The organism is Desulfobacterales bacterium (assembly GCA_021647905.1).
Taxonomy (GTDB): Bacteria; Desulfobacterota; Desulfobulbia; order Desulfobulbales; family BM004; genus JAKITW01.
The window spans coordinates 1-23614 of the sequence record JAKITW010000025.1; the positions used below are offsets into that span (position 1 = coordinate 1).

General features: G+C 60.8%; 14 protein-coding genes. 4 read left to right on the plus strand and 10 right to left on the minus strand.

All coding sequences use genetic code 11. From position 1 onward, the window contains the following. Nucleotides 1-134: 134 nt before the first annotated feature. The 4 genes from L3J03_05605 to mutL form a co-directional block, all read right to left on the minus strand. Nucleotides 135-1007: a carbohydrate kinase gene (locus tag L3J03_05605; GenBank protein ID MCF6290453.1), complete on the minus strand. Its 873-nt coding sequence runs from the start codon at nt 1005-1007 to the stop codon at nt 135-137. 139 nt (nt 1008-1146) lie between these two features. Continuing rightward, nucleotides 1147-3558: a sucrose synthase gene (locus tag L3J03_05610; GenBank protein MCF6290454.1), complete on the minus strand. Its 2412-nt coding sequence runs from the start codon at nt 3556-3558 to the stop codon at nt 1147-1149. A gap of 12 nt (nt 3559-3570) precedes the next feature. Next, entirely contained in the window at nt 3571-5739 is a 2169-nt protein-coding gene (locus tag L3J03_05615) for an HAD-IIB family hydrolase (GenBank protein ID MCF6290455.1), read from the minus strand. 92 nt (nt 5740-5831) lie between these two features. Then, a complete protein-coding gene (gene mutL, locus L3J03_05620; GenBank protein ID MCF6290456.1) occupies nt 5832-7682 on the minus strand; it encodes a DNA mismatch repair endonuclease MutL in 1851 nt (616 codons plus the stop codon). A gap of 197 nt (nt 7683-7879) precedes the next feature. Between mutL and L3J03_05625 the strand changes: the two genes are divergently transcribed. Both L3J03_05625 and L3J03_05630 read left to right on the plus strand, forming a co-directional pair. Beyond that, nucleotides 7880-9820 (plus strand): PBP1A family penicillin-binding protein, encoded by a 1941-nt coding sequence (locus L3J03_05625; protein ID MCF6290457.1) that lies wholly within the window; start codon nt 7880-7882, stop codon nt 9818-9820. A 178-nt stretch (nt 9821-9998) separates the two neighbouring features. Further along, complete coding sequence (locus tag L3J03_05630; GenBank protein ID MCF6290458.1) at nt 9999-10898, plus strand: LysR family transcriptional regulator; 900 nt, start codon at nt 9999-10001, stop codon at nt 10896-10898. A gap of 487 nt (nt 10899-11385) precedes the next feature. Here the strand turns inward: L3J03_05630 and der are convergent, their stop codons facing one another. The 4 genes from der to L3J03_05650 all read right to left on the minus strand — a co-directional run bounded on the left by der (nt 11386) and on the right by L3J03_05650 (nt 15823). Next, the gene (der, locus tag L3J03_05635) at nt 11386-12747 is read right to left on the minus strand and encodes a ribosome biogenesis GTPase Der (protein ID MCF6290459.1); all 1362 of its coding nucleotides are present in this window, start codon (nt 12745-12747) and stop codon (nt 11386-11388) included. Nucleotides 12748-12868: 121 nt separating this feature from the next. Continuing rightward, nucleotides 12869-13921, minus strand: a complete 1053-nt coding sequence (locus L3J03_05640) for a phosphotransferase (GenBank protein MCF6290460.1) — start codon at nt 13919-13921, stop codon at nt 12869-12871. Nucleotides 13922-14041: 120 nt separating this feature from the next. Beyond that, nucleotides 14042-14977, minus strand: coding sequence for an NDP-sugar synthase (locus L3J03_05645; protein MCF6290461.1), 936 nt, complete (start codon nt 14975-14977; stop codon nt 14042-14044). Between the two features lie 66 nt (nt 14978-15043). Then, the gene (locus L3J03_05650; protein ID MCF6290462.1) at nt 15044-15823 is read right to left on the minus strand and encodes a histidinol-phosphatase; all 780 of its coding nucleotides are present in this window, start codon (nt 15821-15823) and stop codon (nt 15044-15046) included. A 234-nt stretch (nt 15824-16057) separates the two neighbouring features. Between L3J03_05650 and L3J03_05655 the strand changes: the two genes are divergently transcribed. Next, complete coding sequence (locus L3J03_05655) at nt 16058-17008, plus strand: YkgJ family cysteine cluster protein (GenBank protein ID MCF6290463.1); 951 nt, start codon at nt 16058-16060, stop codon at nt 17006-17008. Between the two features lie 90 nt (nt 17009-17098). On the opposite strand, the gene nifJ is transcribed toward L3J03_05655, so the two are convergent. Both nifJ and L3J03_05665 read right to left on the minus strand, forming a co-directional pair. Continuing rightward, the gene (gene nifJ / locus L3J03_05660) at nt 17099-20644 is read right to left on the minus strand and encodes a pyruvate:ferredoxin (flavodoxin) oxidoreductase (protein MCF6290464.1); all 3546 of its coding nucleotides are present in this window, start codon (nt 20642-20644) and stop codon (nt 17099-17101) included. 27 nt (nt 20645-20671) lie between these two features. Further along, nucleotides 20672-21355 carry a CBS and ACT domain-containing protein gene (locus L3J03_05665; protein ID MCF6290465.1) on the minus strand — a complete coding sequence of 228 codons (684 nt, stop codon included), beginning with the start codon at nt 21353-21355 and terminating at the stop codon, nt 20672-20674. A 278-nt stretch (nt 21356-21633) separates the two neighbouring features. Here L3J03_05665 and pabB point away from each other — a divergent pair, with 278 nt between their 5' ends. Further along, nucleotides 21634-23571 carry an aminodeoxychorismate synthase component I gene (pabB, locus tag L3J03_05670; protein MCF6290466.1) on the plus strand — a complete coding sequence of 646 codons (1938 nt, stop codon included), beginning with the start codon at nt 21634-21636 and terminating at the stop codon, nt 23569-23571. Nucleotides 23572-23614: the final 43 nt, after the last annotated feature.

Sequence of the window (23614 nt, forward strand, 5' to 3'; positions counted from 1 at the left end):
GCCGAAGTTGTTTCAAATTCCGCTTTTGCCGTCACGGCTGCGGCTCAGGGTCCGCTACACCGTTCGCTATAAGAAAACCCCTTTCCCGGTCCAACCTCAAACGTACGGGGTTTACCGAAACCTTACGCTTTTTATCAGCTGGTATCGAGGCCGGCCATGGAGGGGGTGGCCCCGTTGGAGGAGGCGACATAGGCACCGCGGCGGTTGGCCCGGGCCAGGGTCTCGGGCCAGGCCCGGCCAGCCAGATATCCCTTGATGATCCCGGCGAAAAAGGCATCCCCGGATCCCACCGTATCAGCCACCCTGACCGGAAAACCGGGATGGCTGAAGAAGCCGTCCGGACAGAGGAGCCATGCCCCGGCCGCCCCCCTGGTGACCACCAGGATGTTAACGGCAAAGCGGTTCCGCAGTCCAGTCCCGAGATCCCGCGGCTCCGTGCCGCTGATCCCGAACCAGTTGGCGACCGTTTGGAGTTCCTCTTCATTCATCTTGACCAGGTCGGCCGCGGCCAGGGAGTCCCGGACCAGATCCGGGGTGGTAAAGGGCGGGCGGAGATTGACGTCATAGCAGCGGATCGTTGCCAATTGCCGGAGCGCTTGGATCGTCTTCCGGCTGATCGGTGATCGCTGGGCCAGGGTGCCGAACACCAGCAGGAACGGTTTTTTTTCAATCCGGGTGAGAGCCGGGTCCAGGGCAATGGCATCCCAGGCCGCCGGGGCGATGATATTGAAAACAGGTTCATGGTTGTTGCCGATGGTCACCGTCACCCGGCCGGTGGCCAGTTCGGGGTCCTGTTGGATTCCCCGGCAGGAGAGGCCGAGCCTGTCTATCTCTTCCAGGGTGCGGCGGCCGAGATCGTCGGCCCCGATCCGGCTGACAGGGGTTACCTCCAGACCCTGGCTGTGGAGCTGGTAGGCCACGTTGAGCGGGGCCCCGCCCAACACCTGCCGGTCCGGGAAGATATCCCAGACCACTTCGCCGATGGTGAGGATTTTTAGTTTGTGCATGATTGTCGGTCTCGCAACAACTCGCTCGACGGACGTGATTCGTCTTGTAACTTGTTGATTTTATTGGGTGGCATTTGAAACCTTTCGGGTTGTTACGAGTTCATCATGATTGTCCCGCAGAGAGGAAGGCGTGGCTGGATCAGTGGTCCGGGGTGAGCAACTTATCGGCCCGGGGTTTATAAAAAAGCTGAAAGAGCAGGTGACAGTACTGCCGCATCCGGTCCTTGGCCACATTGGAGGTGGAGTATTTCCAGAAGCCGTAGACTTTGCTCAGCCGGGTGAGACGCTGGCAGTATAGATCCCAGGTGAAGCGGCTCCGGGCCCGTTCCCGGCCCTGGCCGGAGATGGTCTGCCAGTAGCCGGGTTCTTTGCCGCAGCGCGTGAGAAACCCGCTCAGTTTCTCGTTCAGTAGATCAGGGGTGGTCGGGTTGATCAGAAAGCCGGAGACGCCATCCTCGATGATCTCCTGGGGTCCGCCGAATTCAGTGGCAAAGACCGGCAGGCCGCTGTGCATGGCCTCGAGGATGGTCAGGCCGAAGGCCTCGAACAGGGCGGGCTGGACAAAGATCCCGCCCAGGTCGGCAACCACCCGGTAGGCCTCGCCGGTATCCTCCTTGGACAGGAGTTTGCCGATCCAGCGGATATGGCCGTGCAACTGGTGCTGCTCGATCAGGTCGTGCATCTTGCGGATCTCCGCCTCCTCCTCGGCATCCCGGGAAAGGGTGGGGTCGATGGTGCTGGCGATGAGCAGCAGGTTGGCCTGCTCACGAAGTCGCTCGCTGCGGCCGTAGGCCTCCACCAGGCCGGTGATGTTCTTGATCCGGTCCAGCCGGGAGATGGAAAAGATCAACGGGCGGTCGGGATGCTCCAGCCGGCCGAAACAGTTTTCATCCTCGGTCTCCAGGAGGAGCCGGCGGACCGCCCCGCTCCTGTCCGCCGGGCGGCGTTCCTGCTGGTCAAAGGGGAAAAAGAACTCCGGACTGACCCCCGGCGGAATCACGTTGAACCGGGGATGGAACAGGTTGATGCCGTTGGTCACCTGCATCAGCCCGGGCATGGTGAAGAACTGGTATGATTCGTACTGGCCGATGGTCTCCTCGGTGCCGGTGATCTCCTGGCGGGTGGAGGTGATGATGAAGTTGGCCAGGTTCATGGAGATGATGTCGGCCATGAACTGGGTCGAGAAGTTGTACTCCTGCTCGAATTTTTCCCAATAGAGGTCGCTGAACAGGTACTTGGATTTTTCCAGGGCATGGGCGATGTTGCACTGGATGACGCCCAGGTTTTTGGCCAGCATGGTGGCCACCAGGTTGCCGTCCGAGTAATTGCCCACGATCAGGTCGGGCCGGCCCTCGAATTCATCCAGCAGCTCCTGTTCCACATCCGTGGCAAAGCGGCCCAGATAGGGCCAGATCCGGAAGCGGGAGATCCAGTGGGGGACCACCTCGCCCCGGGGATCACGAAAGGGCACCCTGAGGATCTGGACGTTGCCGGTCCCGCGGACATGTTCCAGGTGCAGGTCAGAGGTGGTGCCCTCGTTTTCCGGGATCAGCCGGGTGACGATTATTATCCTTGGCTCGATATCAAGGCCGGCCCGGCGCAGGTCCTTTCGCAGGAATGATTCCAGGGCCTTGACCTGGTCGAGGATATAGACCACCTGACCGCCGGTGTCGGGCCGGCCGAGGACGTTCTCCTGGCCGAACCAGCCGTGCGGCGAGATAATCGCCACCTTGGAGATCATCGGGATCCGGGCCAGGAACTCCTCCAGGGTGTCGCCGTCGGGCTGTTCCAGGGTGTCCTGGAGGAGTTGCATGGTCTCAAGGATCCGGGCCGCGTTGTCTCCCCAGCCGTCCAGAAAACCCAGCTGCCGGAGTTTTTCCTTGATCGGCTCCAGGTCATCGGGGCATTCGCACCGTTCAAGAAAGTCCATGGCGTCTTCCAATGCGCTTTCCAACCCCTCGGTGTCGCGGATCCGGTCACCGTCCAACAGGAGCTGGAGCCCGTGCATCTGGTGGAGCTTGAGGAACTCGTACAGGGTCCGGTGCCATTTTTCCGGGTGCTGGGCCAGGTTGGCGGACAGGTAGAAGTTGAGGTGCTTGATCCCGGCGCCGATGGTATCCGGGTCGCGCAGGCTGGGACCGTAGTCGTAAAAGGGCGCCAGGTTGATCTTCAAGGGGAGATGGTTGTAGGGCAGGTCCGGTTTTACCAGTTTTTCCTTGATCAAGAGAAAGGTGTCAATGGCCAGCCGTTCCAGCACCGGGCTGTCGGGGAGCAGCCGGTAGATCCGGCAGTTGGCCCGCCGGTGGCGGTAGACCAGGATCAGGCTGTTCTCTACAAGGAGAATTTCCTGGAGTCGGCGGAGAAAGCGGCGGGAGCTGTGCAGGTTGAGCCGGGTCTTTTCCGGATCGTGGCGGAGATATTGATCAAAGGCGAGCAGGATATCGTTGTGCAGGAAGATCGGCGGCGGTTCCGGCTTTTTCAGCGAGAAGAGGAACTCCTGCAACAGGGCGATTTCGTCCTGGTCGATGAAACTGGTTAACGATTTGTCCATCTTTTTTTCCAATTAAATAAAGTTGTAGCGGCGCAGCCCGTCAATAATGGCATTGGCATATTTTTTACTGCTGAAATAGATACGCCGGCGCCCCTTGAGATGGAGCAGTTCCCTGGAGTAATTGCCCACCACCACCCCGCTGGTGTCGCCGCGGAGCATGTCCTCGTCATTGCCGGAGTCACCGCAGGTCAATATGTCCTGCAGCGGGAATCCCCACTTGTATGAGAGGTAGCGGATCGCCCGCCCCTTGGAGGCCCGGTAGGGCAGGATATCCAGGAACTGGCCGTGCGAGAAGACCAGCTGGTAGCGAAGTTTTTTTAGTTGCAGGGTCTGGTGGACCCGGGCGAGCAGATCCGGGTCGTCTTTCATGTAATAGCTGATCTTGAACTGGTGCTGGGCCTCTTCCTCCTGGGGGTCGAGAAAGTCGAGCCGGTCCAGGGCCTCCTTGATCATGTTCCGTTTCCACTGGTAGGAGAGATGTTGCTGCCAGCCCCGGTCCGGGGTGATGTCCGGTCCGTAGAAGATCTCCGAACCCACCGAGCAGATCAGGATGTCCGGCACCGGGATATTGTGTTTTCTAAGGGCCGCGACGGTCATGCCCAGGCAGCGTCCGGTGGCCACCCCCCAGCCGATGTAGTCCTGGTGGACGTCGAACAGGTCCAGCAGGGTATAAAGGGCCTGGGTATCTCCGACCAGGGTGTTATCGATGTCGCTAAAGACCAGTTTTTTCAGGTTGGTCAGCCGCCGGCCCGGCGAGAGGGTGGTGGTCCGGTCCAGTTCGGTGGCCGGCATCTCGGCCAGGACCTCGTTGATCAGTTCCAGGGTCCGGTCACAGTGGCGAGACCAGGAGTAATGAGCCCGGACGCCGTTCACCCCGTTGCTGGAAAATTGTTCCCACAGTTTCCGGTCCACCAGGATCTTTTTGATCGCCCGGGCGATTTCTTCCGGGTTGGCCGGGTCGATCAGGATTCCGTTGTCGCAGTTGCCGATGATGTCAACCGGCCCGCCCTCGCGGGTGGCCACGATCGGTACCCCGCAGGCGGCCGCCTCGATCAGGGTGAGGCCGAACGGTTCGAGCAGGGCCGCATTGACAAATACGCCGATGCTGGCGGCGCAGAGCCGGTAGAGTTCCGGCACCTCGATGCTGAAATCGTGGGTCTTGGGGATGGCCATTTTTCCGTACAGGTCGTACTGGTCCATCAGCAGCAGCATCTCGGTGAGTACTCCCTGCTCGTTTTCCTCCATTTGCGAGATGTCCTTGCGGATCCCGGCGAAGATGGCCAGATTGGCAATGGCCCGCAGTTCCTTGTCCTCGCCGTAGGCAGTGACCAGGCCGGAGATGTTCTTGCGCTTGTCCGGCCGGCACAGGGCGAGAATGAACGGCTTCTGCGGGTCGACCCAGAATCGGTGCAGTTCATGGAGCAGGCTTATGTGGGTCTGCTGGAGCTGTTCGTAGCCCTCGGGCTGGACCAGGTAGGGCTCGTAAAAGGGGAAGAAGTTCCGGATATCGATCCCCGGCGGGATGACCCGGTAGCGGCCGGCAGCGGAGTTGTCGTACAGGCCGTACTGCTCGGAGATCTCGTGGCTGGTGCTGGTTATGATCCGTTCCGCCTCCTTGATCACCCGTTCTTCCACGTCGATCCGGTGGTCGATCCGGTAGCGGCGGACGGTCTCCTCCTCGCTCATCCCTTCGGCCATGAGCCGGTTTTTCTTGTGCCGGCCCAGGGAATGGCCGGTAAAGATAAAGGGGGCACCGAAGATGCTGGCCAGGTTCCGGGCCACATAGCCGCCATCGGCGTAATGGCCGTGGAATATGTCGGGGATTCTGCCCTCGGCCTTGACGAACTTGAGGGCCTTGTCCACCATCTCGTCCAGGTGCGGCCAGAGCAGTTCCTTGCGGATATAGCGGCGGCCGCCGCATTGGATCCGGACGATCCGGGCCTTGTCCGACAGGGGTTCCACCGGGCGGGCATATTCCCTGGATACGGCCTTGTCCACGATCAGGCGGGTGACCAGGTCCACCTGGTCCACCCGGGGGTCCTCGGCCAGGGCCCGGGCCAGTTCCAGGACATATTTGACCTGGCCGCCGGTATCGGCGTCGCGGCCCAGTTCAGGGGATTCGCCTCTGATCAGGCCATGGACGCTGAAGAGTTGCAGGTAGAGTCCCGATGATGACGCCATTGGCGGTTCTCCTCGTTGTTTTCTGGTAAACGCTTACCGGCCGGTGGTTTCCGTAAATCTGTAGTCCTTGGTGAACGGTTACGTTTTCTGTTTCAGCCGCGATGGAACCACTTTTTGATTTCGTCCATGGAGAATGACTTGAAGGTCGGTCTTCCGTGCGGACAGTGGGAAAAGGCGTTGCCGGCCTGCATCCGGGCCAGCAACCCTTCTGTTTCCCCGGGCTGCAGCCGGCGGCCGGCCTTGACCGCGGCCTTGCAGGCCATGGTGGCCAGAATCGAGTCGATGCGGCCGCTGTCCCGGGGCCGGGGAGAATCGCCCTGGAGCCGGCCGACAATATCCCGGAGGATCTCTTCCGGATCAAGGCGGCTCAACAGCGTTGGTACCGCCTTGATCAGATAACTGTCGTCGCCGAACTCCTCCAGGTTGAAACCGAGCCGGTCCAGTTCTTCCCGGTTCCGGTCCAGGGTTTCGGCCAGGTCCGGGCCGAGATCCACTATTTTGGGAAAGAGCAGGGCCTGGCCGGTTATCCGGCGCTGGGAAAACTGTTCTTTTAACTCTTCAAAAAGAATCCGCTCATGGGCCGCATGCTGGTCAATCACCACCAGGCCGTCTTCACCCTGGCAGAGAATGTAGAGGTTGGACAGCTGACCGATGGGGACCAGGCCCGCCGGCCCGGCCGGTTCGCTCTCCCCGGGCGTTGACCATGGCGTTGTTTCAGCATCGGCAAGCGGCCCGGCATAGGAGGGCCGCGGTTCCTCAAGGTATGGAGATGGTGGTCCCGGGGGGAGCGGATGCTGCTGCTCGTAGACCCGGGCCGCCGCGGCGGTGCCGGGTTGATCGCTCAACAGGGAAGCGGTTGCCGGCCGGCCCACCCGGACCGGTCCGGGGCCTGATTCCTCGCCGCGGCCGAACAGCGAGAAGCGGGCCTGCTCCTGGTAGGCGGCCATGGCCCGCCGAACCGCGGTTGCCATCTGCTGGTGGATGAATCGCGCGTCCTGGAGGCGGACCTCCTGTTTGGTGGGGTGCACGTTCACATCCACGGCCGTGGGCGGCAGGTCGAGAAACAGGACCCCGGCCGCGGTGCGGCCCTTCATCATGAAACCGGCCAGCCCCTCATGCACGGCATGGACCAGCATCCGGTCCTTGATCGCCCGGCCGTTGACAAACAGCCGGAGCCGGGCCGATCCGGCGGCCGCCTCGTCCGGCGGCAGGAGCCAGCCGCTGATGGTGAGCCCGCGTTCCTCAATGCTGGCGATTATCTCAAGCAGCGGGGCCGGGGCCTGGCGACCGAGAACCCGGCGGAACCGTTGTTCGCCGGAATCAGTGCCAGCCGGCAGGTTGAGCACGGTCCGGTTCTCGACAACATAGGTGATCCCGAGGCCGGGCGCGGCCAGGCCGTGGTTTTTTACCACCTCTTCGATGTGTCCCAACTCGGTGCGATTGCTCTTTAAGAATTTTTTCCGGGCCGGCTGGTTGCCGAACAGGTTGCGTACCTCAAGGAGTGTGCCCTGTTGGCAGCCGGTTTCATGGACCTTGAGCACCCGGCCGTAGGCCACCTCCACCATGGCGCCCAGTTGCGCCTCGCGGGTCCTGGAGGTGATGGTCAGTCTGGCCACCGAGGCAATACTCGGGATGGCCTCGCCGCGGAACCCGAGGGTGCGGATTGCGGCCAGCTTGGCCGCGTCGGCGGCCGGGCCGGCAAGTTTGCTGGTGGCGTGCCGTTCCAGGCAGAGGAGTAGATCGTCCTGGTCCATGCCGTCGCCGTTGTCCATCACCCGGATCAACCGGGTGCCGCTGCCAGCCACCTCGATGGTCACCCGGCGGGCATTGGCGTCAATGGCGTTTTCCAGTAATTCCTTGACCACCGCGGCCGGTCGTTCAATGACCTCGCCGGCGGCTATCTGATTGGCAAGATGTTCGGACAGGATCGTGATCTTGGACAAAAAAGACTCCGATAAAGTTGAAGTAGACTGGTTGAACCCGGGTCAGTACAGTTTTCCGTTTTCAGGAGCAGATGATCGTGTTACATAGGTGGGGCGATGACGCGGTTCGCTGGATTTTCTGAATTCGGCCAGTCCAACTATGTGAAGTTACAAAACATACCATTTTCACCTTCTGAATACAAGGCGGGAACAACTCCATGGCCCCTCGCCCCGGTAACCGGGCCGCCGGCCGGCCCCGGTCGACCCGGTCGCTGACCACGGCAAAAAAAAGGTCCCGGCCCCGGCCGGCCCGGCGTCCCGGCCGGCGACCCCGGCCCGCTCCCTGGAGCCATGTTCAGCTGTCGATTTTTCTGCTGGCAATCGCCGCAACCCTTACCCTGTTTGTCGGCGGACTCCTTTATCTCTACCTTCTCCTTGACGTGCCGAGGCTGCAATCGGTTGCCGCCTACCGGCCGCCGATGACCAGCCGGGTCCTGGACCGGCACGGCCGGGTGGTGGCCCGTTTCTTTAAGGAAAATCGACTGGTGGTGCCGATCAGCGAGATGCCGCCGCTCCTGGCCAAGGCCTTTGTCGCGGCCGAGGATTCCCGGTTCTATCAACATCCCGGCGTGGATATCTGGTCCATCTTCCGGGCCATGCTCCATAATATCAGTGCCAGGGGGAGCGCCCACGGCGGCAGCACCATCACCCAGCAGGTGACCCGGGCCCTGCTGTTGTCCCGCAAAAAGCTCTATTCCCGCAAGATCAAGGAGGCGATTCTTGCCTATCGGATCGACTCCCAGCTGTCCAAGGACGAGATCCTCTATATCTATCTCAACCAGATCTATCTCGGCGATCGGGCCTATGGGGTGGGGGCCGCGGCTGAGACCTATTTCAATAAAAAAATCGGCGATCTCACCCTGGGAGAGATCGCCTTGCTGGCCGGGCTGCCGCAGTCGCCGAGCCGGTACTCGCCGCGGAAGAACATGACCCTGGCCCGGCGACGGCAGGCCTATGTACTCAACCGGATGGCCGAGGAAGGGTATATCAGTGCTGAAGAGGCGCGCCGGGCCTATGGCCGGCCCCTGGTCCTGGCCCCGGCCGTATCATGGTCCGGGAACCGTTATTTTGTCCAGCAGGTGCGCCGGCTGGTGGAGAAGAAATATGGCGCCGGCCGGCTCAATACCGACGGGCTGACCATTGTCACCACCCTGGATCAGACCGTGCAGCGGGCAGCTGAACAGACCCTGGCCCAGGGGATAGCCGGGCTGGGGATTGTTGACCGGAATGGTGAAACGGTCCAGGCCGGGCTGGTTGCCATTGAGGTGGGCAGTGGTAAGGTGCGGGGGGTGGCCGGCGGCACCGGGTTTGAGCAAAGTCAGTACAACCGGGCTGTCCAGGCCCGGCGGCAACCTGGTTCGGCAATGAAGCCGCTGGTCTATGCCGCGGCCCTGGAACAGGGTTTTACCCCGCAATCGGTGCTTGATGACAGCCCGCTGCACCTGCCCGGCGCCGGCCGCGGCAAGGTCTGGGCCCCGCAGAACTTTGACCGCAGGTTTCACGGACCCATGACCCTGTCCGAGGCCCTGATCAGGTCCAACAACATCGTCACCATTAAACTGTTGCAGGCAGTGGGAGTGAAACAGGTGGTCGGCCTGGCCCGGCGAATGGGGATCAGCGCCCCGCTGCCCGCCGACCTCTCCCTGGCCCTGGGTTCGGCCGGGATCTCCCTGCTGGAACTGACCAACGCCTACACTGTTTTTGCCGACCATGGCCGTTACCAGGCCCCGTTCTTTATTGAAAAGATTTATGATCGCAACGGCCGGCTTCTGGAAGAGAATAAACCCCGGCCGGTCCAGGTGCTGGCCCCGGCCGTGGCCGATGCCATTGCCCGGATGCTCGCCCGGGTGGTCACCGATGGCACCGGCAGGGCGGCCGGCAAGGGGATTTCCGGGCCGGTGGCCGGCAAGACCGGCACCACCGACGCCAATGTCGATGCCTGGTTCATCGGCTATACCCCCCGCCTGGCCGCCGGGGTCTGGGTCGGCTTTGACCGGCCGCATTCCATGGGCCGTGCTGCCACCGGCGGCCGGATCGCGGCCCCGCTCTGGCGGGATTTCATCCAGCAGGTACGGGCCGGGGCAGTTGCCGGGAATTGATCCTTTGGCAAAACCAGGTTCGGTGTTATGCTGGGATATTGCATTCCGCCTGTCGGCGCCACCGGTCAACCCCATGGCCGGACCGTAATTGGCCGGCTGCAACGAAACAATGAAAGAGATCACCGGGGCACGGCAAGGACCCCGCCAGGGGCGACTTTCATATAACGGGATAGGAAACATGGATATCCATCATTTGCGAATTTTCGCCAGTGTCTACAAAAACCTGAGTTTCACCCTGGCCTCCCGGGAGCTGAACATCAGCCAGCCGACCATCAGCGAGCATATCAAGAACCTGGAGGCAACCCTTGACTGCCGGCTTTTCGACCGGCTGGGCCGCTCGATCCTCCCGACCGGAGAGGCGGAGACCATCTATCCCAAGGTGCTCCAGCTGCTGGACGATTTTGCCGCGCTGGAGGAGGAGCTGTCCGCTGCCGCCGGCCGGATGAAGGGCGAGGTGGTCCTGGGCGCCAGTACCATCCCCGGCACCTATATCCTGCCCGCCCTGGCCGCGGCCTTTAAAAAAAAATACCCGGAGATGTCGTTCACCATTCTTATCGACGACTCGCGCCGGGTCACGGAAAAGGTGCTGGCCCATGAACTGCTGCTCGGTGTTGTCGGCGCCAGGGATAAAGCGGCCAGGCTCTCCTACCGGCCGCTGGCGGCCGACGAGCTGATCCTGGCCGCAGGGCCCGGCATGGTGGCCAGGCAGGAGATCAGCCTGGGTGAGTTGAAGAAGCTGCCCTTCCTGCTCCGGGAGCAGGGCTCGGGCACCCGGAAGTGCATGGAGGAGTTTCTCGTCTCCAGCGGGCTGGCGGTCGGTCAACTGAACACGGTGGCCACCCTGGGTTCCACTGCCTCGGTAAAGGAGGCGATGCGGGCCGGGTTGGGGGTGTCGATCCTCTCCCTGCTGGCGGTCCGGGAGGAGCTGAAAACCGGCAAACTGGTCCGGATCGAGGTGCGCGGCCTGGTCATGCGCCGTTCTTTCTACCTGGTCACCAGCACCCTCCGCACCCTGCCCCACCAGTACCGGGCCTTTGTCGACCACCTGCTTGAGTCCGCAGGGACGCACACCCTGTGATCGTAAGCGTTCACCAGCACCCCATCTTCGCACGATCAGGCCGGCTCACATAGGCATACTATGGATTCGCCGGCCTGCTTGCACGAATCCGTGGCCCTGGTAAATGCTTACCGGCCGGTGGTTTCCGTAAATCCGTAGCCCCTGGTGAACGGTTCCTGTGATCAGTTTATCTGAAAGTCGTGCCGGACGAAGCTCGCTGTCCGGGGAGATTTTCATAGTTGTCGGTCTCGCAACAACCCGCGAGACGGACGTGTGTCATGTTGTAACTTGTTGATTTTATTGGGTGGCATTTGAAGCATTTTGGATTGTTACGCGTCCATCATAGTTCGTTGTGGCTGCGGCCCTAAAATCATGGTTCAGCCATGCTGGTCAGTGTCTGTCCGGAAATCAAGGGCAGACACTGGTTACGCACGGACACCACCCATGGTTCGGGGACCGGAGACAAGCCGGTCCGGAGCCGTGCCAACGGCAAGGAGACGGGCACTATCTATCTGCGCGGTTTTCTCTTGCTTCGTTCGCGGAATACTATCTTGACCGGGCATTTGTCCAGGCCCAGGCCGGCGCGGAAGCGGTTGGTCAGGTAGCGCTGGTAGGAGAAATGCACGTCCTTGGGGCCGTTGGTGACAATGGCAAAGCAGGGCGGTTTTGTCTTGATCTGGGTGGTAAAATAAAACTTGAGCCGCCGGCCGCGGACCATGGGGGGCGGATGGGCATCAACGGCCTTTTGCAGCAGCAGATTGAGCCGGTTGGTGGGGAATTTTTGCTGGTACTGCTGAAACACCGCGTTGATGGCGGGAAAGAGCTGATTTACCCTGGCGCCGGTCAGGGCCGACAGGGTGATCACCGGGGCGAACTCGACAAAGGGGGTGGCCCGGGCCAGTTCGTCCAGGATCCGGCGCTGCTCCTTGCCGTCTCCCCTGACCAGATCCCACTTGTTCACCACCAGGATGCAGCCCCGGCCCTGTTCCTGGGTATAGCCGATCACCTTGGTGTCCTGGTCGGTGATCCCTTCCTCGGCATCGATCAGGATCAGGGCCACATCGCATCGCTCCATGCTGGCCAGGGCGCGGATAACGCTGAACTTTTCCAGTTTTTCCCGGACCTTGCCCTTGCGGCGGATGCCGGCGGTATCGATCAGCAGGTAGTTTTTTTTGCCCTTGCCGAGCAGGGTGTCAACCGCGTCCCGGGTGGTGCCGGGAATCTCCGAGACCAGCATCCGCTCCTGGCCCAGCAGCCGGTTGATCAATGACGACTTGCCCACGTTGGGCCGGCCGAAGCAGGCCAGCCGGATGGTCCCCTCCGGATAGAGCCGGCTGGTCGGGGCCGGCCTGAGGGCGCTGAGCAACGCATCCTGCAGGTCCCGGAGCCCGTAGCCGTGCTCAGCGGCCAGGGGCCATAGTTTTTCCACCCCCAGTTCGTAAAACTGGGGCAGCAGTTGCGCCTCCAGCTCGGGGCTGTCCACCTTGTTGACCAGATAATAGGTCGGCTTGTCGGTACGGCGGAGCAGGGCGGCGATCTCATGGTCCGCGGTGGTCAGCCCTTCCCGGCCGTCGAGAATAAAGAGAAGCACGTCGGCCTCGTTGATCGCCTGCATGGTCTGTTCTTGGATATGACCGGCCAGGGAGTCTTCCGCGCCGTCCGGATCGAGCCCCCCGGTATCGATCAGGATGAACTGCCGCTCGTCCCATACCACCCGGTCATAATGCCGGTCCCGGGTCACCCCGGGGGTCGGATCGACAATGGCCTGCCGGGAGCGGGTTATCCGGTTGAACAGGGTGGACTTGCCCACATTGGGACGGCCGATCAGGGCGACGATGGTACTGGCCTGGTCAGGGGCGGAGGATGACATGGGATATGAATATATAATTAAGAATTAAGAATGTAGAATTAAGAATCAAGAATCAAGAATATCGAACCGCGGAAGTATCAAGAGGTGACAAGACGTCTCTGTTCTTAATTTTACATTCGCGTTATCCCGCCGGCCGGCCCAACTGGGTCAGGCAGAAGGCGGACAGCTGACGCAGACAAGGATAGTCGGCCCCTGTTGTCATTGCAAGTTGTTCGTACAGGGACTTTACCGCCGGTTTGAGATAGGGGCGGAAGAATTTTTTGTGTTTCTCCCGGCAAAGAAAGGCAAAGGCGCCGATGATCTGCAGGTTGCGTTGCAGGGCAAGCTGGGCATAGTCCCGGCGAAACCTTTGCCGGTCGATGTCCAGTCGCTCTTCGAGCAGGTCGAGATAGTATTCCCGCAGCCTTTTCTGCAGGAATCCGTCCAGGGCCACGTAGGGGTCCAGGAGCAGGGAGGCGAGATCATAGGGTAACGGTCCTAATCGTCCGCCCTGGAAGTCGATCACCCGGATCCGGTTGTCAAGGACCATCAGGTTGCGGGACTGGAAGTCGCGGTGCAGGAAAAAACCAGCCGGGCTGCCGGCGCCCCTGGCGGCAAGGCGCTGGAACTCCCTGTCAAGCCCCTTGGGCAGTTTCTTCAGTCCCAGGTCGTTTTTGCAGAATGCCTCAAGGAAATAGCCGGATTCCCGGGTGAGCATCAATTCCTTGTCATAGCGCACCGTGTCCCAGCACCAGCCGGGATCGAACCCCTGACAGCCGCTGAGCTGCATATGGACAAGCACCTCAATGGCCTGTCGATAAAGCGCCAGCCGTTCTTCGGGCGAGGCCAGGGCCGCGGCATCCTGGAGCAGGACGGTGCCGAGGTCCTCGCAGAGCAGGGCCCCTGACCCGGGGTCAAATGCAAGGATCTCCGGCACTGGTACACCGCGTTGGAACAGGTGGATGCCGATCCGGTGAGCGGCCCGGGCCTCGGCCATGCTTTTTTCATCCGGTCCGGGCAGAATTGCAACCAGAGTGGCGCCGTCCCGGAAGGTCAGGCGAAAGAAATGCCGGTCCGAGCCGTCGCCGGCCATGGGTTGCACGGCGCAACAATCATCCGTTGTCCGGTCCATCTGCAACAGGCAGGTTATTACGGCTTCGGGCAGGTCAGGGGGTTCCAGCTGTTCAAGGTGCATGGGGTGCGTCGGGCTGGGAGCATCGGCGGTTACAGACAGTATTGTCCGGCCAACCGGTTGCTGCTCTTGGTTTCAAATCTGGGACAAGGTCCGACCTTTTACAGTATTTCGCGATTACTGTCAAGCCTCCGGGGGGACGGCCGGTAAAGCCGCATCGGGGATGATCGCCTTGGCAAGCACCATGTTGGCTGGAACATTTCCGTTCTCCCAGACCACACATCCGCTCAGTTCGGCATTGGCACCGATCCGGGCGTTTGCGCCGATAAAAACCCAGTTGCGCAGCCTTACCCCCGGGCCCAGGTCAACGCCCGGGGCGCAGTGGAGCGGGCCCTGGGCAACGATTCCGGCAAGCTCGGCACAGGCCGGGATATTTCCCTTTAACAGGCCGCGGTTAAGGGCCAGGTAATCGGGTATGGTGCCGATGTCGGTCCAGAAGTGGCCGCTTACCACCTCGGCCCGGATTGTGGTCCCGGATTTCAGAATATCCCGGTACCGGTCGATGATATCGGCGAAACCGGTTGCCGGGATCGGCCGGAGAAGCTCGGGGTTGAGAACATGGATCCCGGTAAATGCCAGCCGGCGCATGTTGCCGGCAACCCCTGTGTCCGGCCGGGCAAAACCATGGACATTCCCCTGGCGCACCAGCACCGAGTTGAACCGGGGAAAGTCGTGGAGCACCATGGTCACCTCGGCGCCGCTTTGGCAGTGACGCCGGTAAATATCGCCCAGGTCAAGATCATGATAAATATCACCGTTCACCACCAGCAGCGGCTCCGGGCCGAGACGGGCAAGGGCCAGCCGCAGGCCGCCGCCGATGCCGAGAATTTTTTCTTCTTCCTGGAGAACGATGCCGGCCCGGCCCGTAACCGCGGCCCGGATCTGTTCCTTGAGATGATGGGCATTGACCAGGATGGTGGCGGCGCCGGCCCGGCGCAGGGCGCCGATGGTCAGATCAAGCAGGGGAATGCCCAGTATCGGCAGCAGGGGCTTGGGCCTGAGCAGGGTATAGGGGCGCAGCCTGGTCCCGAGACCGGCCGCCGGAATCATCGCCTGCATATGCGGTTAACCGTTTGAATCGTTTCAAGCTGACCGGTCATCGGGTGTATCGTGACCAGCACTGTTTCAGCGGGCCAGTGCTTGGCCCAGGAGTTTCAACTCGTCGAAGTAGCGGCCCACCTCCTCGGGCCGGTGGGCATCGGAGCCGGCGGTGAGCGGGATGGATCGTTTGACCACCTCCCTGAGCAGGGCCACGGACGGGAAGGGCTCGTTTCTGATCGGATAGCCGGAGGTGTTCACCTCCACGGCCATTTTCTTTGCGGCAACCGCGTCCAGGAGTTCACCGATCAGTGGTTGATGCTCGTCGGTAAAGGAAACGCCGGGCACATAGCGGAGCATGGCGTCGAAATGACAGAGCACCGTGCCCGGCAACTCCAGAACCGCCTGGCGCAGGGTGCGGAGATAGGCGCTGATCACGGCTTCGGGACCCGCGGCCCGCAGGGCCTTGATATTGCTCTGCTGGTGGCTCACCAGGTTGAGATGGCGGCCCCGGGCCTGGAGGAAGTGGTAGGAGATGCCGATCCGGTCCCAGGGATGGGCAGCCAGCCGGTCCCGGATCCTTGCCCCGCAGCGGGGGTTGTAGCCCACCTCCACCCCGAGGCCGATCTCGATCCGGTGCCGGTATTTTTTCTGCAGCCGTTCCCCCTCCTGGAAGTATCCGTCAAAATCCCGGTCCGTGAGCCAGGTGGTCTCAAAATAGCTGATCCCTTCCTCCAGGTGTTCGAGAAAGATGATCCGGGCCAGCCCCCTGGCCACGGCGGATTGCACGTACTCCTCCATCGTGCCCCGGGCGTGGTGGCAGAGGCGGGTGTGGACATGGCCGTCAACGCTGGTATCGATCAACATCTGGATTATCAGGTTAAGAGGTTTACGGTTTAACGGGGCGCAACCAATCCGGTAGATCCTTACTACTGTGTTACCCGGATAGTTGCAAGATCGGCGATGCCCCTGGTCCTGTTTTTTTATGGGTGAATATTGCAATTAGGTTGGACCATGATTAGGGTGCCATGGTACAAAACAGCGGCCCGGCGTTTTTAACCGATGAAAGGCAATCAAGGCAAACAAGAAAGGACAAGGATAATGAGTAAAGCCAGCAACCACGGCAGGGAGAAGACCCTTTTCGGCACAGAGACCAACCCCAGCAAGGTCCTGCCGAGCAAATATACCCTGAAAGACAAGATCAAGTTTCGTTGTCATCCCGGTGTTCCCTGTTTCACCCAGTGCTGCCGGAATATCAAAATCGTGCTCACCCCATACGACATCCTCATGCTCCGCCGCCGGCTGAACATGGATGCCGCCGAATTTATCCATACCTATGCCGAGCCCACCTATCTGCAGAAGACTGATTTCCCCGGGGTGATCATTAAAATGAACGAGCAGGGGATCTGTCCGTTTCTCGAATCCGAGACCAGGGGCTGCAGCGTCTACACCGACCGGCCCACGGCCTGCCGCTACTACCCGGTGGGGATGGCCAACTTCCACGAGGGCACCCAGGATGAGCAGGAAGAGGAGCAGTTCTACTTCATCGTCAAGGAGGACCATTGCCAGGGGTTTGCAGAGGACCGGACCTGGACCATCCGCGACTGGCGGGAGGACCAGGGGGTTGACTTGAGAGACAAGATGAACAAGGGCTGGATGGAGATTGTCATGCGGCGCAAGTCATTCGGCTTTCAGGCGACCTTGAGCGAGCAGGCCAAGCGGATGTTCTTCATGGCCAGCACTGATATCGACCAGTTGCGCAAGTTCATCTTCGAGACCTCGTTTCTTGACAACTACGAGGTGGACCGGGAGACCCTGGATACGATCAGGGAAGATGACGTGGAACTGATCCTCTGGTCCTACAAGCTGCTCGCCTCCATGCTTTTCGGCACCAATGATGTCAAGGTCAAGGAGGAGAAACTCAAGGCCAAGGTCGAGGAGCTGAAAAGGAGTCACGAGGAAAAGGGCCGGGCCATGGAGGAGAAGGCCGAGGCCGAGTGGCGGGATCTCAGGCAGGAATTTGAAAGGAAACAGGCGGCCAAGGGCAAGTAAACCCGGATTGCGGGCAAATAAAAAAACGGGTGGCGGAATTTCCGCCACCCGTTTTTTTTGTTTGGGATCAGTTTAACCGACCAATTGAAATTAATCCTGGCCCGGCTCCAGGGCCTTGGCCCGGCCTTCCAGGAACTTCCAACCCTTTTCCACGTCCTTCTGCACCAGGGCCATCAACTCGTCGACCATTGCCGGGTTGGTCATCTTCAGGGCCCGGTAGCGGTTCTCGTTCAAGGCATACTCGGCAAAGGGAATCGACGGCGCCTTGGAATCGATGTGGAGCGGGTTCTTGTCCGTCTCTTCCAGTTCGGGATTGTAGCGGTAAAGGGGCCAGTGTCCGCATTTAACCGCCAGCTTCTGCTGCTCCAGGCCCTTGGCCAGGTTGAGGCCGTGGTTGATGCAGTGGGCATAGGCGATGATCAGCGACGGTCCGTCATAGGCCTCGGCCTCGGCAAAGGCCCGGGCCACCTGGCCGGGATTGGCGCCCATGCTCACCTTGGCCACATAGACATTGCCGTAGGTGGAAAAGATCATGCCGATATCCTTTTTCGGCATCCGCTTGCCGCCAGCGGCAAACTGGGCCGTGGCCGCGCGCGGGGTCGACTTGGACATCTGGCCGCCGGTGTTGGAGTAGACCTCGGTGTCCAGGATCAGGACATTGACGTTCTCGCCCGAGGCAAGCACATGGTCCAGGCCGCCGTAGCCGATATCGTAGGCCCAGCCGTCGCCGCCGATGATCCAGACCGATTTCTTGACCAGGTAATCAGCCACCGGCAGCAGCCGTTTGGCAATGACATTGTCGCTGCCTTTGAGCTTGGCTTTCAGCTTGGCCACCCGGTCGCGCTGGGCCTCGATCTCCTGCTGGCTCTTCTGCGGGGCGGAAATCAGGTCGCCTGCCATCTTCCTGGTGATCAGCTTGGCTGCCACCGCCTGGTCGAGCAACTCCACTGCCTGGGCGCTCAGTTTGTTCACCGAGGCGCGCATCCCGAGACCGAACTCGGCATTGTCCTCAAACAGCGAGTTGGCCCAGGCCGGGCCCCGTCCGTCGCCCCGCTTGCAGTAGGGGGTGGTGGGCAGGTTGCCGCTGTAGATCGAGGAGCAGCCGGTGGCATTGGCCACCAGCATCCGGTCGCCGAACATCTGGCTGGCCAGCTTGATATAGGGGGTCTCGCCGCAGCCGGCGCAGGCCCCGGAGAACTCGAACAGCGGTCGCAGCAGCTGGCTGCCCTTGACCGTGGCCGGGTTGATCTCGGTGGGATCGATCTCCGGCAGATTGAGGAAGTATTTTACGTTTCTGGCCTCGACCTTGCCGAGGGCCTCGGTATTGGCAACCATCTGCAGGGCCTTTTTCTTGGCCGGGCAGGTGTTGAGGCACAGGGTGCAGCCGCAGCAGTCCTCGGTAAAGACCTGGATGGTCGCCTGGCGGCCGCTGAACTTCTTGCCCACCGCCTTGACGCTCTTGAACGACCTGGGCGCCCGCTTCAGATCACTGTCCTTGACGATCTTCAGCCGGATGGCGGCATGGGGGCAGACCATGGAACATTGACCGCACTGGATGCAGTTCTCCGGCAGCCATTCGGGCACGGAAACCGCGATATTGCGTTTTTCGTACTGGGTGGTGGCAGTGGGCCAGGTGCCGTCGTCCGGCATCTGGGAGACCTTGATCTCCTCGCCCTTGCCCTCGATCATCTTGGCAGTGACCTGCTTGACAAAGTCCGGGGCGTCCTCGGGGACCACCGGCGGCATCTGGTGACCGCTGATCCTGGCAGGCACCTTGACCGCGACGATATTGCTCACCGCGCCGTCCACCGCGTCGTAGTTCATCTGCACGACCTTGTCACCCTTCTTGCCATAGGTCTTCTTGATCGCGTCCTTGATCGCCTTGATCGCCTCGGCCTTGGTCAGGATGCCGGAGATCAGGAAGAAGGCGGTCTGCATGATCATATTGATCCGGGCGCCGAGACCCAGGGCCTGGCCCAGGCTGATGGCGTCGATGATGTAGAACTTGGCCTTCTTGTCGATCAACTGCTGCTGGACCTTGGCGGGCAGGTGTTTCCAGATCTGCTTCTTGTCAAAGGTGGTGGTCAGGAGGAAGGTGCCGTTGTCCTCCAGGTTGGCCAGCATGTCATACTTGTCCAGGAAGGAGAAGTTGTGGCAGGCGATGAAGTTGGCCTTGTTGATCAGGTAGGGCGCCACCACCGGGTTCTTGCCGAAGCGGAGATGGCTGGTGGTGATCGAGCCGGACTTCTTGGAGTCGTAGACAAAATAGCCCTGGGCGTTGTTATCGGTCTCTGTGCCGATAATCTTGATGGTGTTCTTGTTGGCGCCCACGGTGCCGTCCGAGCCCAGGCCGTAGAACATGGCCCGGTAGACCTCGTCGCCCTCGATACTGAAGGATTTGTCATAGTCCAGGCTGGTAAAGGCCACATCGTCGGCAGGTCCGACACAGAAATGGTTCTTCGGGGCCCAGGCGGTCATGTTGTCGAACACCGCCTTGACCATGGCCGGGGTGAACTCGGCCGAGCCGAGGCCGTAGCGGCCGCTCAGGATGATCGGCTGGCCGGCCGTCCGGTTGGCCTCGGCCGTCTCGCCGACCGCGGCGCGGACGTCGAGATACAGGGGGTCGCCGGTGGAACCCGGCTCCTTGGTGCGGTCGAGCACGGTGATCCGCTTGACCGAGGCCGGCATGGCGTTGACCATGGCCCTGGTATCAAAGGGCCGGAACAGACGGACGATGACCAGGCCGATCTTCCTGCCCTGGGAGGCCAGATAATCGACAGTGGCGGCAACGGTCTCGCAGCCGGAGCCCATCATCACCACGATATCCTCGGCATCAGGCGCGCCGTGGTAGTCAAACAGGTGATACTGCCGGCCGGTGAGTTCGGCGAACCGGTCCATGGTCTCCTGGATGATGCCGGGTACGGCGTTGTAGTACTTGTTCACCGTTTCCCGGCCGATAAAGTAGACGTCCGGGTTCTGGGCCGTACCGCGGATGGTCGGCCGGTCCGGGGTCAGGGCCCGTTGACGGTGGGCCGCGATCAGCTCCTCGTCAATGATCGCCGCCATGTCCTCATTGGTGAGTTGCTCGATCTTCTGGATCTCGTGGGAGGTCCGGAAGCCGTCAAAGAAATGGAGAAAGGGGATGCGGGATTTGAGCGAGGCCTGGGTGGAGATCAGGGCCATGTCCTGGCACTCCTGGACGTTCCGGGAACAGAGCATGCCCCAGCCGGTCTGGCGGACCGCCATCACGTCGCTGTGATCGCCGAAGATCGACAGTCCCTGGCAGGCAATCGACCGGGCGGTGATATGGAACACGGTCGGGGTCAGCTCGCCGGCGATTTTGTACATATTGGGGAGCATCAGCAGCAGGCCCTGGGAGGCGGTGAAGGTGGTGCATAAAACACCGGTTGCCAGGGAGCCGTGCAACGACCCGGCCACCCCGCCTTCGGACTGCATCTGGGTGACCACCGGCACCGAGCCCCAGATGTTCTTCTGACCGGCAGCGGCCTTGACATCGGACTCGGCCGCCATCGGGGTGGAGGGGGTGATCGGGTAAATGGTGATGACTTCGCTGGTTGCGTAGGCCACATGGGTACAGGCCTGGTTACCGTCAATGGTTACCATCTTACGGGACATGGACGTTCTCCTTAAAGGCTGAAGTTATCAAGATGTGTTTTTCCGCGGCAGGTTGGTCAAATCGTCTTGGCCGTGGAAAAGTATTGTGAAATTTTCTTCTAAATCCTCGTGCAGGGCGGCAAGATCCGCCACCTTGCTGATATCGATCCGGATCGAGACCTTCTTTTTTCCGGCACCACTGTCATAGGAGGTCTGGACGCTGACTATCCGGGCCTTGTGGTCGCGCATGATGGTGATGCCGGCGGTGACCGCGCCGGGCGAGTCGGGCAGTTCCAGGACATAGTTATAGGTGCCGTCCTTGATCCCGGAGCTGTTCAGGAAGCCGAGAATGACATCGGTTTCGCTTAAAATGCCGGCAAGATGCCTGGCCTCATCCACCACCAGGATACCGGAGATCTTGTTCTCAAGCATGACAATGGCCGCTTTTTCCAGGGATTCGTCCCCCTGCATGCAGATCGGGTCCGCGGTCATCACATCCTTGACCTTCATCTCGGAGAGCAGATAGTACATCTCGTGGATATCCAGGGAATTGGTCTTGGAGGGCGAGGCATCCTTCAGATCCCGGTCGGTGATGATACCGACCAGCTTGCCGTGACTGAGTACGGGAAGGCGGCGGACGCTGTTCTCTTTCATTATCCGGGAGGCGCGCATGACCGAGGTGTTTTCGTCCACTGTCAGGATATCCTTTGCCATCCAGTCTTTGATCAGCATGGTGGTTCTCCTTCTCGGCGAGAATGGGAAAAATTCATATTATAAACAACAGGGGTCATTAACGGTAAAAAAAATTACTGAGTTTATAAAATATTCCCGGCAAACACGCAAGGTTTTGTGGACAAAGGCTGCAAGAAGGGCGGAAAAATTTGGTCGCGGTCTTGTTCTCCGGGCTTCCGTCGGCCGGGCCGGCATGGTATGCTAACGGCTTTTTAGCCTCCTCCGGCAGTGGTGTTGGCGGGGCATGACCCTTTTTGAACAAAAAACGAGCATAAAAAATGTTTCCAGGCCCGGTTGGCGAAAGATCACTGGCAGCACTTTTCGCCGCGCTCGACAATGAGGAGCGGTTCGCCCTGTTCGAAACCACCCGGATCTCCGGGCCGGAACACCGGACCCTGCTTTTTCGCCGGCCGGTGGACTGTCTGACCTGCCGGTCGGGCGACGATGTAAGGGAATTTTTTACCCGGGCCGAGGAAATGCTGGCCCAGGGATATTATCTGGCCGGCTGGTTTGCCTACGAATTCGGCTATCTTCTGGAGCCGGCCCTGGCCGCGGCGGCCTGGGATCATGGTGACGGTGACCGGGTCCTGGCGGAACTGGGCGTCTATAACGGCCCCCATGTCCTTGATAATGTCAGCGGGGAATTCTCCGGCGCCGGCCCCTGGCCCGCCACGGAACCGGATTTGACCGCGGATTGTTCCTTTAGCGTGACCAACCTGGGGCCGACCCAGGAGCAGCAGACCTACCTTGAACGGATCCGGACGATCAAGGAGTATATTGCTGCCGGTGATACCTACCAGGTCAACTATACCATTAAACTCTGTTTTGATTTCGCCGGCTCGGCAGCAGCCCTGTACCGCAGCCTGCGCCGCAACCAGAGCGTGTCCTATGGGGCATATCTCAAAGGGGGCGAGCAGCGGATCCTCTCCTTTTCGCCGGAACTCTTTTTTCGCAAGCAGGGCGGCACGCTGACCGTGCGGCCGATGAAGGGCACGGTCCGCCGGGGCCGGACCATTGACGAGGATGCGGAGATGAGGCGGTTCCTGCGCGAGGACATCAAGAACCGGAGCGAGAACGTGATGATCGTTGACCTGTTGCGCAACGATCTCGGCCGTCTGAGCCCGGTAGGCGGCGGCAACGGGGTGCGGGTGCGCTCGCTCTTTGAGGTGGAGACCTACGAGACCCTGCACCAGATGACCTCCACGGTGGAGGCAACGGTGGCGCCGGAGCTTCCGCTCAAGCAGATGTTTGAGGCGCTTTTCCCCTGCGGCTCGGTCACCGGCGCCCCCAAGATCCGCACCATGGAGATCATCCGCGAACTGGAAAGCGGACCCCGGGGGGTCTATACCGGGGCTGTTGGTTATATTACCCCGGACCGGGACGCGGTGTTCAACGTACCGATCCGTACCCTGGTGATCAACGGTTCCCAGGGGGAGATGGGCATCGGCTCCGGCATTGTCTGGGATTCCGACCCGCCCCGGGAGTGGGAGGAATGTTGTCTCAAGGGTGATTTCCTGACCAGGCCGTTACCGGAGTTCCAGTTGATCGAGACCCTGCTCTGGCGGCCCGGGTCCGGGTACTGGCTGCTGGATCTCCACCTGGAGCGGTTGACCGCCTCGGCCGAATACCTTGGTTTTTATCTGGAGCTGGAAAAGGTCTGTAAAGAGCTGCAAGGGGCGGCTGAAGGGTTTGTCAACCAGGGGGCCGGCCGCCAGCGGGTCCGGCTGACCCTGGCCAAGGACGGCGGGGTAACGATTACCAGCAGCCGATTGACCCCGGCCAACGCAGAGCCGCTGGCAGGCGGCGATCTGCCCCGGGTCTGTTTTTCGGAAGAACCGGTGCACTCCACCTCTCCCTATCTCTATCACAAGACCACCCGGCGTGGGTTTTATGAACAGGAACTGAAAAAGGCGATAGCAGCAGGCTGTTTTGAGGTGCTGTTCGTCAACCAGCGCGACCAGGTCACCGAGGGCAGCTTTACCAACCTGTTTATTGAAAAGGATGGGTTTTTCTTAACGCCACCGGTCTCTGCCGGACTCCTGAACGGGGTGTTCCGCCGTCATTTCCTTGCTGACAAGCCGGAAAAGGTCCGGGAGGCAATCCTCTATCGCCAGGACCTGGAGCAGGCCGATGCGATCTATGTGGCCAATTCGGTGCGCGGCCTGGTCAGGGTGGTTTTAAATCATAAATGCAGAATGCAGAATGAAGAATCATGAACCGCAGAAGTGGAAATAACAAACATTTCCAATCCACTTCCGT